Here is a 14,187-nt window from a genome sequence, read left to right on the forward strand (position 1 = left end):
TGACCCCCGACATGGCAGACACGACAGTCACGACCGAGACCGTCGAGACGGACGCGGGCCCCGCCCGCGTCACCTGGCACCGCGCACGTGAGCGCGCCCGCCTCGTCCTCGCGGTGGGCCACGGCGCCGGCGGCGGCATCGAGGCCCGGGACCTGAAGGCGCTCGCCGCCGGGCTGCCCGCGCACGGCGTGACCGTCGCCCTGGTCGAACAGCCCTGGCGGGTGGCCGGCAAGAAGGTGGCCCCCGCGCCGAAGACCCTCGACACCGGCTGGCGCGGCATCTGGCCCGCGCTGGCGAAGCCGGGCCTGCCGGTGGTCTCGGGCGGGCGCAGCGCCGGCGCCCGCGTCGCCTGCCGCACCGCCGCGGAACTCGGCGCCCACGCCGTACTCGCCCTGAGCTTCCCCTTGCATCCGCCGGGCAGGCCCGAGAAGTCCCGCGCCGGCGAACTGCTCGGCGCGGGGGTGCCCACCCTCGTCGTCCAGGGCGGCAACGACCCCTTCGGCAGACCCGCGGAGTTCCCCGAGTACGGGAGGGGCCGCGCGATGGGGGTCCCCCCAGGCGTTCAGCCCTGGGGGAGCGTCGGTGCGAGGGCGGTGGTGGGAGACGGGTGGGCGTACGAACTGGTCGAGGTCCCCCACGGCGATCACGGCTTCGCCGTGCCCAAAAGGGCGGACCTCACGCAGGAGGAGGCCGTGGCGGTGGTCACGGACGCGGTCGTGCGGTGGACCGCCTCACTCGGGTGAGGCACCGGGAATGCCCGCGCGGATCCCGCTGTTGGGACGGACGTATGTGCCGGTCAACGGCATCGCCGCCGTAGGAGAGGAAGTCCGCCGCATGGGTTCCACGTTCTGCCCGAACCGCAGTGCCCGCGCCGACCTGGACTGGACGGTGCTGCACGCGGCCAAGACCGTCCCGATTCGGGCGGCGGGCGGACCGGATCGTCGTCTATCCTCCGATTCGGGTGAGACCGCTTTCGGTCTCACGACAACTCTGGAGGAGGTGGGTCCGGTTCCCGGTACCGGCGCAGGGACCGAACACGGCCAGGCGGAGCAGCCCGAGGGCCAGGGCAGCACGGGCGCGGAGTCGACCGCGGAGCGCAGCGCGCGCTTCGAGCGGGACGCGCTCGAGTTCCTCGACCAGATGTACTCGGCCGCCCTGCGCATGACGCGCAACCCGGCCGACGCCGAGGACCTGGTGCAGGAGACGTACGCCAAGGCGTACGCGTCCTTCCACCAGTTCCGCGAGGGCACCAACCTCAAGGCGTGGCTGTACCGGATCCTCACCAACACCTTCATCAACTCGTACCGCAAGAAGCAGCGCGAACCCCAGCGCAGCGCGGCCGAGGAGATCGAGGACTGGCAGCTCGCGCGCGCCGAGTCGCACATGTCCACGGGTCTGCGCTCCGCGGAGTCGCAGGCGCTGGACCACCTGCCCGACTCGGACGTCAAGGAAGCGCTCCAGGCGATCCCCGAGGAGTTCCGCATCGCGGTGTATCTCGCCGATGTGGAGGGCTTTGCCTACAAGGAGATCGCGGACATCATGGGGACACCCATCGGTACGGTGATGTCCCGGCTGCACCGTGGCCGCCGTCAGCTGCGCGGCATGCTGGAGGACTACGCGCGTGAGCGCGGACTGGTCCCGGCCGGCGCCGGAGAGTCGAACGAAGCGAAAGGCTCGGGGTCATGAGCTGCGGAGAGCCGCACGAGACGGATTGCAGCGAAATCCTCGATCATCTCTACGAGTTCCTCGACCGTGAGATGCCGGATTCCGACTGTGTGAAGTTCGAGCACCACTTCGAGGAGTGCTCGCCGTGCCTGGAGAAGTACGGGCTCGAGCAGGCGGTGAAGAAGCTGGTCAAGCGCTGCTGCGGGCAGGACGACGTGCCGGGTGACCTGCGTTCCAAGGTCATGGGCCGGCTCGATCTGATCCGCTCCGGCCAGGCCGTCCCCGACCAGGACGTCACGGCCTCACCGGCCGCACCGCAGGAGTCCTGACACTCCGCGGTTCCCCGACTCCTGTGTCACTCGAACGTGCTAATCCGCGGGTTATCGGCCCGTGGAGGCACACCCCGCCGTCCTAGGCTCCAGAGCCTGACAGGTGACAGGCCGGGTGTCGGCGGGCACGGTCGGGGAGGGGTTCATGGAGGCGTTACCGGCGCGGGCCCGCGCGTATGTCGTCTGTGTCACCGTGCTGGGCCTGCTCTGTCCGCTGTCCCTGGTCCCCTCGGTCCCGGTGTCCCCGCCGGGCGGTGCGCGCTTCTCCTGGTGGGCGGTCGCCCTGCTCGCCGCGGTGTATGCGGGCTGCGAGCGCCTCGCCCGGTCGCGCCCGGCCGCCGCCCCGCACCCGGGCGGAACCTTCCACCCCGTCCTGCTCGCCGGGGCCTTCCTGCTGCCACCGTCCGCCGCGGCGCTGGTCGCGCTCCCCGGGGCGCTGCTGCTCCCCGTGGAACAACGCCCGTACCTGGCGCGCAGGCTCTGGCGGGCCGGCCGGCTGGTGCTCGCCGTATGGGCCGCGAGCCGGGTCCACCTGGCGGTCGGCGGCCGGGACGCGGTGGCGGACTGCGACGTCCCGGGCGCGCTCGGCACGGCCGGGGCCGCGGTGCTGGTGTTCTGCCTGGTGCTCACCCTGCTGGACGGCGGCATCCCGGCGCCCGGCGTGCTCCCGCGCGGGAGGCGGATCTCGGCGCCGGCCGCCTGGTGGCGGCTGTTCCTCGGGTCGCTGGCACCGATCACCGTGCACGGCCTCGCCGGACTCATGATGGCGCTGCTGTGGCGCAGCCCCTACGGCCCCGTGGCCGCGCTGCTCGTGCTGCTGCCGATGGGCGTCTCCTGGTGGGCGTTCGCCCAGTACCACCGGGAGCGGGCCGCCCATCAGGCGACGATCCGCGCCCTCGTCCAGGCCGTCGACATCAAGGACGGCTACACGCGCGGGCACAGCGAACGCGTCGGACGGGCCTCCATGATGATCGCGCGGGAACTCGGCATGGACGACGAGCGCGTCGAGGTGCTCCGCTTCGCGGGCATCCTGCACGACGTCGGCAAGCTCGGCGTGCCCACCCGGCTGCTCACCAAGAACGGCCCGCTGACCCCCGAGGAGCGCCGGGTGATCGAACTGCACCCCGAGTACGGGCACGAGATGGTGCGGGGGATCTCCTTCCTCGGCGAGGCCCGCGCGGCGGTGCTGCACCACCACGAACGGCTGGACGGCGCCGGCTACCCCTACGGCCTGTCGGGCAGTCAGATCCCCGAGTCCGCACGGGTGGTCGCCGTCGCCGACGCCTTCGACGCGATGACCTCCACCCGCTCCTACAGCAGGGCGCGGCCCGTGTCCGTGGCGCTGGAGGAGCTCCGGCGGTGCGCGGGCACCCACTTCGACCCGCGGATGGTGGCCGCGCTGATCCGGGCGATCGGCCGGGACGGCTGGCATCCGGCGGTGACCGCCGACGACCCCCGGCCGGCCGCCGGCGGCACACGGTCCACCGCCGTGCCCGGGCCCGCCGCACCGGTCGCCGGCCGGCCCGGGGCGCGCCGATGAGGCCCCGGCTCCACACCGTCGTCCACCTGTGCGCCGTCGTCCTCGCCGCCGGTTCCCTCGGCGGCACCCTCTACAACGGCGTCGAGGAACGCGGTGCCGCTCTCGCCTTCGGGGTGCTCATCGCCGTCGGCGAGCTCACCCGGCGCAACGGGACACGGATCAGGGAGGCGGCGCCGCTCGCCGCCGCGGGCTCACTGTCGTACGCGCTGCTCGGCGAGACCGCGGGGCGGCCCACCCACCACGGCGCCGCCCAGGTCGTCACCGTGGTGCTCGCCGCGTCCCTGCTCGGCAGCGTGCCGCACGTCGGGCGTGGTGAAGGACCCGCCCTCGACCCGTCGGCCCGCAGGGTGCTGACCGTCGGGTTCGCCGCCGTGTGCTTCCAGCCGTTGTACAACCGGGGCACCTTCGACGGCTGGGGAGGCCCCGCCCACGCGCTGCTCCTGCTCGCCCTGCTGTCCCTCACCGCGCTGTGCGACGCCGTGCTCGCCGCCGCGCTGGCCCACTCCCGCACCGGATGGCCCTTCCTGCCGACGCTGCGCGACGAACTGCGGGCCGTGCCCGGCATCGGGGCCGCGGTCGTCGCCACGGGCGCGGTGATGGCGCTCGGGGTCGCGGTCGTGGGGCTGTGGGCGCTGCCCGTCTTCTCCGTACCCCTGCTGCTCGCCCAGCTGTCCTACCGGCGGTACGCCGCCGTGCGCGCCACCTACCGGCAGACCATCACCTCCCTCGCGCGGGCCACCGAGATCGCCGGATGCACCCCGGCCGGGCACGCCCGCCGGGTCGCCGCGCTCAGCCGGGCGGTGGGCCGGGACCTCGGGCTGACCGAACCCGAACTGACCGTGCTGGAGTACGCCGCCCTGATGCACGACATCGGCCAGCTCAGCCTCGTCGACCCGGTCCCCGGTGGCGCCACCGCCGTCCTGCCGGTCACCGAGCAGCGGCGGATCGCGCTGCTCGGCGGCGCCGTGGTGCGCCAGACCGGGGTGGACCCGCGCGTGGCCGCGATCGTCGAACGCCAGGCCGACCCGCACCGGGAGCAGCCGCTCGCCGCGCGTATCGTCCGGGTGGTCAACGCGTACGAGGAGAAGTCCCGGGAAGGAGGGCCCGGCGGGCCGCTGACCGCGCTGGAGGAACTGCGCCTGGGAACCGCCGGGGAGTACGCGCCGGAGGTGGTCGAAGCACTGGCCCGGGTGCTGTCACGGAACACGGAGGGGGCACGTGAACACGAAGGGCCGATCGTGGCGAGGGCCACGAACGGGACTGTCTGATCCCGGCCGAGGCTGGGTAACCCATGGGTAATGAGCGCCCTCGCGGCCGTACGTGGTTGGATGCGATGGAGAGGGTGTCCGGGGGCGCGGACAGGTACGGCCAGCCCACCGACGGAACCGGCAGGCGGGAATCGTGAGGATCTTCGGCAAGGGACGGCACCGGCCCTCCGCCTCCTGGCGGCAGGCCACGGACCGTGCGTTCACGCTCATCGGCGACGGCCGGTACGAGGACGCGGGCGCGCTGCTGACCCGTGCCGCCGATCTGGAGCCCTGGTTGTCGGAGTCCTGGTTCAACCTCGCCCTGCTGCACAAGTTCCGGCACGACTGGGAGCAGGCGCGGGCGGCGGGTCTGCGGGCCGTGGCGCTGCTCGACCGCGACACCGGGGCTCCCGACTGGTGGAACGTGGGCATCGCCGCCACCGCCCTGCAGGACTGGCCGCTGGCCCGGCGGGCCTGGCAGGCCTACGGACTCAAGGTGCCCGGACCGGCCACCGACTCCGGCGAGCCCCTCGGCATGGACCTGGGCAGCGCGGCCGTACGGCTGTCCCCGGAGGGGGAGGCGGAGGTCGTGTGGGGGCGGCGCCTCGACCCCGCCCGGATCGAGGTGCTGTCCATTCCGCTGCCGTCCTCCGGGCGCCGCTGGGGCGAGGTCGTCCTGCACGACGGCGTGCCGCACGGGGAGCGGAGCACCGCCGCCGGGCACACCTACCCGGTGTTCGACGAGATCGAGTTGTGGGCGCCCTCGCCGGTGCCGACCTGGGTGGTGCTGCTGGAGGCCGCGACCGAGGCCGACCGGGACGCGCTGGAGCAGCTGGCCTCCGACGCCGGGTTCGCGGCCGAGGACTGGTCGTCCTCCGTGCGGCTGCTGTGTCGGATGTGCTCGGAGTCCCGGATGCCGTCCGACGAGGGGGAGGGCGAGCACCTGGACCCGCACGATCACAGCGAGCCGGGGCATCCCGGGCCGCTCGGGCACCGTACGGACGGGCAGTTGTGGGTGCCGGAGCGGGAGTGCGGGGTGGCTGCGCCGGCTTCGCTGGTCAGGGGGTTGCTGGACGGGTGGGTTGCGGACAGTCCGGACTCGCGGGACTGGCGGGATCTTGAAGAGGTCTGCTGAGGCCGTCGGCCGCGTGCGGATCCGTCGTGGTTGTTCGCGCCCACGCGGCGGAGCCGCACACGGCACAGTCCCGCGCCCCTGAAGGGGCGCTTCGCCGTACCCTTGTCAGATCACAACCCCGGTTTTACTCAGGAAGGCACACGTCGGTCATGGCTCAGCAGGACACCGATCAGCAGCACGCGGGCGTGCTCCCCGTCGACGACGAGGGGTACGTCATCGACACGGAGGACTGCGAGGAGCGCGAGACGGCGTGGCGGGAGCGCGGCACCTCGCGCCCGATCACCGTGGTCGGCAACCCGGTGCTGCACCAGGAGTGCAAGGACGTGACGGACTTCGGCGACGAGCTCCAGCAGCTGGTCGCCGACATGTTCGCCAGCCAGCGCACCGCCGAGGGCGTGGGCCTGGCCGCCAACCAGATCGGTGTGGACAAGAAGGTCTTCGTCTACGACTGCCCGGACGACGAGGGTGTGCGGCACGTCGGTGTGCTCTGCAACCCCGAGCTGGTCGAACTGCCCGCCGAGCGGCGCCGGCTGGACGACAGCAACGAGGGCTGCCTGTCGGTGCCCACGGCGTACATGCCGCTGGCCCGCCCCGACTACGCCGAAGTGACCGGGCAGGACGAGAAGGGCAACCCGGTCCGGGTACGCGGCACCGGCTACTTCGCACGGTGTTTGCAGCACGAGACCGACCACCTCTACGGCTACCTCTACATCGACCGGCTGTCCAAGCGCGAGCGCAAGGACGCGCTGCGGCAGATGGCCGAGAACGAGCCGCGTTACCCCGTGGTGGCCAACGACTGACCGGCCTCCGGAGCCCCTCCGTCTCCTCGCCGACGGCGCCCGATCGAGCACTTTCTCGATCGGGCGCCGTTCGTCTGTGTGTCCTCCGTAGCAGCGAAATAAGCAAATCCGTTCCCAGAACGGTCAGTTGTGGTGCTGAATGGAGGTACGGGGATGCGCACGGCGTGCGCCCGGATCGGGGTGGGGGCGCGCCGACCGGCGGCAGAGAGGGGATTGTTCGTGCATGCTTTGTCACACGGCACCACATCGACACCGACCACCATCACAGTTCCACCGGCGCTGTCTCTTCCGGTGATCGAGGCGGCGTTTCCCCGGCAACTCCACCCGTATTGGCCCCAGCTTCAGAAGGCGACCAGGGCGTGGCTGCTTGAAAAGCGGCTCATGCCGGCGGACAAGGTGGAGGAATATGCCGATGGCCTGTGCTACACCGACCTTATGGCGGGCTACTACATAGGTGCCCCCGACGACGTCCTGCAGGCGATAGCGGACTACAGCGCGTGGTTCTTCGTCTGGGACGACCGGCACGACCGCGACATCGTGCACGGCCGCCCCGCCGCCTGGCGGCGGCTGAAGGACCGGCTGCACCGGGCCCTCGACAGCCCCGGTGACCACCTGGGCCACGAGGACCCGGTGGTGGCGGGGCTCGCGGACAGCGTGGAGCGGCTGTACGCGTTCCTGTCGGGCGGCTGGAACGCCCGGTTCGCCCGGCACTTCCACGAGGTGATCGAGGCGTACGACCGGGAATTCCACAACCGCACGGAGGGGATCGTCCCCACCGTCGAGGAATACCTGGAACTTCGCCGGCTCACCTTCGCGCACTGGATCTGGACCGATCTCCTGGAGCCGAGCGCGGGCAGTGAACTACCGGACGAGATACGGCAGAACCCCGCCTACCGGAAGGCGGCACTGCTCAGTCAGGAATTCGCCGCCTGGTACAACGACCTGTGTTCACTGCCGAAGGAAATAGCGGGCAGTGAGGTACACAATCTCGGTATCAGTCTCATCACTCACGAGGAACTCACACTCGAAGAGGCAATCACGGACATGAGGCGTCGCGTCGAGGAATGCATCAGCGAATTCCAGGACGCCGAACGGGACGCCTTGCGCTTCGCGGACGCCCTCGACGACGGAACGGTGGGAGGAAAGGAAACGAGTGCCGCCGTACGCGCCTGCGTCGGCAACATGCGGAACTGGTTCAGCTCCGTCTACTGGTTCCACCACGAGTCCGGCCGGTACCGGGTCGACAGCTGGGACGACCGGTCCACACCCCCGTACGTCGACAACGAAACGGCAGGTGAGTCATGACCGTCGAGTCCGTGAACCCCGAAACGGCCGAGGCGACCGCGCTGCGTGAGCCTCCCGTGGCCGGCGGAGGAGTCCCCGTCCTCGGCCACGGCTGGAAACTGGCGCGCGATCCGCTGTCCTTCATGTCCCGGCTGCGTGACCACGGCGACGTCGTGCGCCTCAAGCTCGGACCGAAGACGGTGTACGCCGTCACCACCCCCGCCCTCACCGGGGCGGTGGCGCTGAGCCCCGACTACATCATCGCCGGACCGCTGTGGGAGTCCCTGGAGAGCCTGCTCGGCAAGGAGGGCGTCGCCACCGCCAACGGCCCGCTGCACCGGCGCCAGCGCCGCACCATCCAGCCCGCCTTCAAGTTGGACGCGATCCCCGCGTACGGGCCGATCATGGCGGAGGAGGCGTACGCGCTCGTGGAGCGCTGGCGGTCCGGAGAGGTGCTGGACGTCACGGCGGAGTCGTTCCGCGTGGCCGTCCGGGTGACCGCCCGCTGCCTGATGCGCGGCAGCTCCATGGACGCCCGGGCGGAACGCATCTGCGCCGACCTCGCCACGCTGTTCAGCGGCATGTACCAGCGCATGGTGGTACCGCTCGGACCGCTCTACAAGGTTCCGCTTCCGGCCAACCGGGAATTCAACCGCGCGTTGGCCGATCTGCATGTCCTGGTCGACGAGATCGTCGCCGACCGACGGGCGAGCGGTCAAAAGTCGAACGATTTGCTGACGGCTTTGCTGGAGGCGAAGGACGAGAATGGCGATCCCATCGGGGAACAGGAGATCCACGACCAGGTCATCGCCATACTCACCCCCGGCAGCGAAACCGTCGGAGCCACGATCATGTCGCTCCTCCTGGTTCTCACCGAGCACCCGGAACTCGGCGACAAGATCCGCGACGAGGTGAAAACCGTCGTGGGTGACCGCCCGGTCGCATTCGAGGACGTCCGGAAGCTGACGTACACCGCGAATGTCGTCGTCGAGACCCTGCGGCTGTATCCGGCCGTATGGATATTGACCCGCCGTGCGGTGACCGACACGGAACTCGGTGGATACCGCATTCCCCGGGGCGCGGACGTCATCTACAGTCCGTACGCGATCCAGCGCGACCGGCGGTCGTACGAGCGGCACGAGGAGTTCGACCCCGACCGCTGGCTCCCGGAGCGGGCGGGGGAGGTGCCCAAGTACGCGATGAGTCCGTTCAGCGTGGGCAACCGCAAGTGTCCCAGCGACCACTTCTCGATGGCCGAGCTCACGCTCACCACCGCGGTGATCGCCTCCGCCTACCGCTTCGACCACGCGCCCGGCTCCGACGCCCGGCCCCGGATCGGCATCACGCTCCGGCCGCGCGGCCTGAGGCTGCGGGCGGTGCCCCGCTGACCGGTCGCGCGGCGCGCGTTCAGGCGGCCTCCGGGCCCCTGAACGCGCGCCGGTAGGCGTGCGGGGTGGTACCGACGGTCCGTACGAAGTGGTGGCGCAGCGCCGCCGCGTTGCCGAAGCCGGTACGGCCCGCGATCGCGTCCACCGTCTCGTCCGTCGCCTCCAGCAGACGCTGGGCCAGCAGCACCCGCTGGCGCAGGATCCAGCGGTAGGGCGTGGTGCCGGTCTCCTGCTGGAAGCGGCGGGCGAAGGTGCGCGGTGCCATGTGGGCGCGGGCGGCGAGCTGCTCGACGGTGGTCTCCTCGTCGAGGTGCCGCTCCATCCACACCAGGACTTCGGAGACGGTGTCGCCCCCGGACCGCGGCAGCGGGCGCTCGATGTACTGGGCCTGCCCGCCGTCGCGGTGCGGGGGCACCACCATGCGCCGGGCGATCTTGTTGGCGACCTCCGGGCCCTGCTCCTTGCGCACCAGATGCAGACAGGCGTCGATGCCGGCGGCGGTGCCCGCGGAGGTGATCACCGGGTCCTCGTCGACGTAGAGCACATCCGGCTCGACCGTCAGATGGGGATACCGCCTGGTCAGATCCTCCGCGTGCTTCCAGTGGGCGGCGGCGCGCCGGCCGTCGAGGAGTCCGGCGGCGGCGAGCACGAACACCCCGGAGCAGACGCTGAGCACCCGCGCGCCCCGGTCCACGGCCCGGCGCAGGGCGTCCAGCAGTTCGGGCGGGAACTCCCGGGAGACGTAGGAGGAGCCGGCGGGTACGGCGATGAGATCGGCCGTCTCCAGACGCTCCAGACCGTGCTCGACCTGGAGGGAGAAGCACGTGTTGGTGCGCACCGCGGGACCGTCGGCCGAGGCGACGGCGAAGTCGTAGACCGGTAGGCCGTCGTCGCTGCGGTCCACACCGAAGACCTCGCAGACGACGCCGAGTTCGAAGGGATTCACACCGTCGAGGAGGACGGCGGCCACGTTCCGGAGCATGGCTCCAGTGTGCCGCGTTCTTGGCAGTAAATCGAGGGTGTGCGGCAGTCCTGCCACTGCCGGTAAGGAGCGTTCGGCGCGACAGTGGTGTCCATGGATACGACACAGAGGGAAGCGCTGATCGCGATGGTGGCCGTTCTCGGCCTGTTCCTCTTCATGACCCTGCCCGCCCTGATCGGCATCGCGCGCGAGCGGCGGATCGACCGGCAGATCGAGCGGGCCGAGGCCGCCCGCGCCGCCGCCCGCGCCGCCGCCGGGCACCGCGAGGGGCCGGCGGCCGCACGCCCGGCGACGGGCGCCGCCCCGCGCCGCACCGCGCGAGCGGCGTGACGGCGGGGCGGTGTCCGGACACACGACTGCCTAGAAGTCCTCGTCCAGGTCGACCGTGCCCTCCACGGCGACCTGGTACGCGGACGGGCGCCGCTCGAAGAAGTTCGTCAGCTCCTGGACGCCCTGGAGCTCCATGAAGGAGAACGGGTTCTCCGAGCCGTACACCGGCGCGAAGCCCAGCCGCACCAGCCGCTGGTCGGCGACGCACTCCAGGTACTGCCGCATCGAGTCGGTGTTCATGCCCGGCAGCCCGTCCCCGCACAGGTCGCGCGCGAACTGCAGTTCCGCCTCGACCGCCTCGCGCAGCATGTCGGTGACCTGCTGCCCCAACTGCTCGTCGAACAGCTCCGGCTCCTCCTTGCGCACGGTGTCGACCACGTCGAAGGCGAAGGACATGTGCATCGTCTCGTCCCGGAACACCCAGTTGGTGCCGGTCGCCAGCCCGTGCAGCAGACCCCGGCCGCGGAACCAGTAGACGTAGGCGAACGCCCCGTAGAAGAACAGGCCCTCGATGCACGCGGCGAAGCAGATGAGGTTCAGCAGGAAGCGGCGGCGGTCGGCCTGCGTCTCCAGCCGGTCGATCTTCTCCACCGAGTCCATCCACGTGAAGCAGAACTCGGCCTTCTCCCGGATGGACGGGATGTTCTCCACCGCCGCGAAGGCCGCCGCCCGGTCGTCCGGGTCGGGCAGATAGGTGTCGAGCAGCGTCAGATAGAACTGGACGTGCACCGCCTCCTCGAAGAGCTGCCGCGACAGGTACAGCCGCGCCTCGGGGGAGTTGATGTGCTTGTACAGGGTCAGCACCAGGTTGTTGGCCACGATCGAGTCGCCCGTCGCGAAGAACGCGACCAGCCGGCCGATCAGGTGCTGCTCCTCGGGGCTGAGCTTCGCCAGGTCGGTCACGTCCGAGTGGAGGTCCACCTCCTCCACGTGCCAGGTGTTCTTGATGGCGTCCCGGTAGCGCTCGTAGAAGTCGGGGTAGCGCATGGGGCGGAGAGTCAGCTCGAAGCCGGGGTCGAGCAGGTTCTTGGTGGTCGTCACTGGCAGGCCTCGCAGGACTCGGGGTTTTCCAGGGAGCAGGCGACGGCCTCGGGGTCGGCCGCCTGCTGAACGGGGACGGTGGTGCGGGCCGCCGCGCGGGCGATCCGGGTCGCCGGGCGGGAGCGCAGGTAGTACGTGGTCTTCAGGCCCTGCTTCCAGGCGTACGCGTACATCGAGGAGAGCTTCCCGATGGTCGGCGTCTCCAGGAACAGGTTGAGCGACTGCGCCTGGTCCAGGAACGGGGTGCGGGCGGCGGCCATGTCGATCAGACCGCGCTGCGGGATCTCCCACGCCGTGCGGTACAGCCGGCGCACCTCCTCGGGGATCCAGGCGAAGTCCTGCACCGAGCCGCCCGCCTCGCGCAGCGCCTCACGGGTGCGCGCGTCCCACACGCCGAGCCGCTTCAGGTCGTCCACCAGGTACGAATTGACCTGGAGGAACTCCCCGGACAGCGTCTCGCGCTTGAACAGGTTGGACACCTGCGGCTCGATGCACTCGTACCCGCCCGCGATCGACGCGATGGTGGCGGTGGGCGCGATCGCCAGGAGCAGCGCGTTGCGCATCCCGACGGAGGCGATCCGCGTCCGCAGCGCCGCCCAGCGCTCCGGCCAGGTCAGGTCGGTGTCGTAGTGGTCGGGGTGCAGCACGCCCCGGGCGGTACGGGTCTTCTCCCAGGCCGGGAGCGGGCCGTCCCGCTCGGCCAGGTCGGCGGAGGTCTCGTACGCGGCGAGCATGATCCGCTCGGCGATCCTCGTGGACAGGGCCTTCGCCTCCGGGGAGTCGAAGGGCAGCCGCAGCTTGAAGAAGACGTCCTGCAGGCCCATGGCGCCGAGACCGACGGGGCGCCACCTGGCGTTGGAGCGGCCCGCCTGCTCGGTCGGGTAGAAGTTGATGTCGACGACCCGGTCGAGGAACGTCACGGCCGTGCGCACCGTCTCGTCGAGGCGCTCCCAGTCGATGTCCCCCTGCTCCACGAAGGCACCGAGGTTGACCGACCCCAGGTTGCAGACCGCCGTCTCCCCGTCGTCGGTGACCTCCAGGATCTCCGTGCAGAGGTTCGAGGAGTGGATGACGTGGCCCGGCTCGGCGGTCTGGTTCGCCGTGCGGTTGGCGGCGTCCTTGAAGGTCATCCAGCCGTTGCCGGTCTGCGCGAGGGTGCGCATCATGCGGCCGTACAGCTCGCGGGCCGGGAGGGTCTTCCTCGCCAGGCCCTTCGCCTCGGCGGCCCGGTACGCCGCGTCGAACTCCTCGCCCCACAGGTCGACCAGTTCGGGCACGTCGGAGGGGGAGAACAGCGACCACTGCTCGTCGGCCTCCACCCGGCGCATGAACTCGTCCGGCACCCAGTGCGCGAGGTTCAGGTTGTGCGTACGGCGGGCGTCCTCGCCGGTGTTGTCGCGCAGCTCCAGGAACTCCTCGATGTCGGAGTGCCAGGTCTCCAGGTAGACCGCCGCCGCCCCCTTGCGCCGGCCGCCCTGGTTCACGGCGGCGACCGAGGCGTCGAGCGTCTTCAGGAACGGGACGATGCCGTTGGAGTGCCCGTTGGTGCCGCGGATCAGCGAACCCCGGGCGCGGATGCGGGAGTAGGACAGGCCGATGCCGCCGGCGTGCTTGGAGAGGCGGGCGACCTGGTGGTAGCGGTCGTAGATGGAGTCCAGCTCGTCCTTGGGGGAGTCGAGGAGGTAGCAGGACGACATCTGCGGGTGCCGCGTGCCGGAGTTGAACAGGGTGGGGGAGGAGGGCAGGTAGTCCAGGCGGCTCATCAGCCCGTACAGCGCGGCGACCTCGTCCACCGAGCGCGCGCTGTCGTCCTCGGCGAGTCCGGCGGCGACCCGCAGCAGGAAGTGCTGGGGCGTCTCGACGACCTTGCGGGTGAGCGGGTGCCGCAGCAGGTAGCGGCTGTACAGGGTGCGCAGGCCGAAGTAGCCGAAGCGGTCGTCGGCGCCGGTGTCGATCAGCGCGTCGAGCCGGTCCGCGTGCAGCCGGACGAACGCGGCGGTCCGGTCGGCGATCAGGCCCTCGCGGTGCCCGGTCGCGACGGACCCGGTGAACGAGGTGACGCCCTGCGAGGCGGCCTCGGCGCGGATGCCGAGGGTCAGCAGCCGGGCGGCGAGCCGGGAGTAGGCCGGGTCCTCGGAGATGAGCCCGGCCGCCGCCTCGGTGGCCAGCTCCCGCAACTCCGCCTCGTCGGCGGAGGCGGACCGGCCGCGCAGCGCGGCGGCGGCGACCCGGCCGGGGTCGGCGTCCGGCAGGTCGGCGGTCAGCTCGGTCAGGGTCCGCAGCAGCGCGGCACCGGGGCCGCCGCTCTCCTCGGTCACGTCGATCGCTGAGGCCGGATCGGCTGGCGCGATGGTCACGTGGGGCTCTCCCTCGCTCGGCACGGGGCCTCGAAGAGGGCAGGGGGCAGCACACGAGCGCACGCGGCGTCGCGTCCACCGGCCCATTC

The 14,187-nt window shown here is 71.3% G+C and carries 13 protein-coding genes; 10 read left to right on the forward strand and 3 right to left on the reverse strand.

The window, feature by feature from the left end:
• Positions 1-11: 11 nt before the first annotated feature.
• From KUM38_RS13395 to KUM38_RS13435, 9 genes are all read left to right on the forward strand, one after another.
• The gene (locus KUM38_RS13395; protein WP_217129550.1) at positions 12-743 is read left to right on the forward strand and encodes an alpha/beta family hydrolase; all 732 of its coding nucleotides are present in this window, start codon (positions 12-14) and stop codon (positions 741-743) included.
• A 256-nt stretch (positions 744-999) separates the two neighbouring features.
• Positions 1,000-1,686, forward strand: a complete 687-nt coding sequence (gene sigR / locus KUM38_RS13400; protein WP_217129648.1) for an RNA polymerase sigma factor SigR — start codon at positions 1,000-1,002, stop codon at positions 1,684-1,686.
• Entirely contained in the window at positions 1,683-1,994 is a 312-nt protein-coding gene (gene rsrA / locus KUM38_RS13405; RefSeq protein ID WP_085575468.1) for a mycothiol system anti-sigma-R factor, read from the forward strand. The genes sigR and rsrA overlap by 4 nt, the downstream gene beginning before the upstream one ends.
• 145 nt (positions 1,995-2,139) lie before the next feature.
• Positions 2,140-3,534, forward strand: coding sequence for an HD-GYP domain-containing protein (locus KUM38_RS13410; RefSeq protein ID WP_217129551.1), 1,395 nt, complete (start codon positions 2,140-2,142; stop codon positions 3,532-3,534).
• Positions 3,531-4,802, forward strand: a complete 1,272-nt coding sequence (locus KUM38_RS13415) for an HD-GYP domain-containing protein (protein ID WP_217129552.1) — start codon at positions 3,531-3,533, stop codon at positions 4,800-4,802. The genes KUM38_RS13410 and KUM38_RS13415 overlap by 4 nt, the downstream gene beginning before the upstream one ends.
• Before the next feature lie 133 nt (positions 4,803-4,935).
• A complete protein-coding gene (locus KUM38_RS13420; protein WP_217129553.1) occupies positions 4,936-5,916 on the forward strand; it encodes a hypothetical protein in 981 nt (326 codons plus the stop codon).
• Between the two features lie 149 nt (positions 5,917-6,065).
• Entirely contained in the window at positions 6,066-6,716 is a 651-nt protein-coding gene (gene def / locus KUM38_RS13425) for a peptide deformylase (RefSeq protein ID WP_217129554.1), read from the forward strand.
• A gap of 219 nt (positions 6,717-6,935) precedes the next feature.
• Positions 6,936-8,021, forward strand: a complete 1,086-nt coding sequence (cyc1, locus tag KUM38_RS13430) for an epi-isozizaene synthase (RefSeq protein ID WP_217129555.1) — start codon at positions 6,936-6,938, stop codon at positions 8,019-8,021.
• A complete protein-coding gene (locus KUM38_RS13435; protein ID WP_217129556.1) occupies positions 8,018-9,388 on the forward strand; it encodes a cytochrome P450 in 1,371 nt (456 codons plus the stop codon). The genes cyc1 and KUM38_RS13435 overlap by 4 nt, the downstream gene beginning before the upstream one ends.
• 19 nt (positions 9,389-9,407) lie before the next feature.
• Here the strand turns inward: KUM38_RS13435 and KUM38_RS13440 are convergent, their stop codons facing one another.
• Positions 9,408-10,370, reverse strand: coding sequence for a GlxA family transcriptional regulator (locus KUM38_RS13440; RefSeq protein ID WP_217129557.1), 963 nt, complete (start codon positions 10,368-10,370; stop codon positions 9,408-9,410).
• A 93-nt stretch (positions 10,371-10,463) separates the two neighbouring features.
• Here KUM38_RS13440 and KUM38_RS13445 point away from each other — a divergent pair, with 93 nt between their 5' ends.
• Complete coding sequence (locus KUM38_RS13445) at positions 10,464-10,700, forward strand: hypothetical protein (RefSeq protein WP_217129558.1); 237 nt, start codon at positions 10,464-10,466, stop codon at positions 10,698-10,700.
• 30 nt (positions 10,701-10,730) lie between these two features.
• Here the strand turns inward: KUM38_RS13445 and KUM38_RS13450 are convergent, their stop codons facing one another.
• Positions 10,731-11,687 carry a ribonucleotide-diphosphate reductase subunit beta gene (locus KUM38_RS13450; protein WP_254397133.1) on the reverse strand — a complete coding sequence of 319 codons (957 nt, stop codon included), beginning with the start codon at positions 11,685-11,687 and terminating at the stop codon, positions 10,731-10,733.
• 50 nt (positions 11,688-11,737) lie between these two features.
• A complete protein-coding gene (locus KUM38_RS13455; protein WP_217129560.1) occupies positions 11,738-14,098 on the reverse strand; it encodes a ribonucleoside-diphosphate reductase subunit alpha in 2,361 nt (786 codons plus the stop codon).
• Positions 14,099-14,187: the final 89 nt, after the last annotated feature.

Source organism: Streptomyces sp. AC558_RSS880 (assembly GCF_019049255.1).
Classification (GTDB): domain Bacteria; phylum Actinomycetota; class Actinomycetes; order Streptomycetales; family Streptomycetaceae; genus Streptomyces.

Bases quoted from the DNA above. Each gene is read 5' to 3' on its own strand.
- KUM38_RS13440 (WP_217129557.1), bottom strand. From the start codon at position 10,370: ATGCTCCGGAACGTGGCCGCCGTCCTCCTCGACGGTGTGAATCCCTTC.
- KUM38_RS13435 (WP_217129556.1), top strand. From the start codon at position 8,018: ATGACCGTCGAGTCCGTGAACCCCGAAACGGCCGAGGCGACCGCGCTG.
- KUM38_RS13445 (WP_217129558.1), top strand. From the start codon at position 10,464: ATGGATACGACACAGAGGGAAGCGCTGATCGCGATGGTGGCCGTTCTC.
- KUM38_RS13410 (WP_217129551.1), top strand. From the start codon at position 2,140: ATGGAGGCGTTACCGGCGCGGGCCCGCGCGTATGTCGTCTGTGTCACC.
- KUM38_RS13395 (WP_217129550.1), top strand. From the start codon at position 12: ATGGCAGACACGACAGTCACGACCGAGACCGTCGAGACGGACGCGGGC.
- rsrA (WP_085575468.1), top strand. From the start codon at position 1,683: ATGAGCTGCGGAGAGCCGCACGAGACGGATTGCAGCGAAATCCTCGAT.
- KUM38_RS13450 (WP_254397133.1), bottom strand. From the start codon at position 11,687: ATGCGCTACCCCGACTTCTACGAGCGCTACCGGGACGCCATCAAGAAC.
- KUM38_RS13415 (WP_217129552.1), top strand. From the start codon at position 3,531: ATGAGGCCCCGGCTCCACACCGTCGTCCACCTGTGCGCCGTCGTCCTC.
- def (WP_217129554.1), top strand. From the start codon at position 6,066: ATGGCTCAGCAGGACACCGATCAGCAGCACGCGGGCGTGCTCCCCGTC.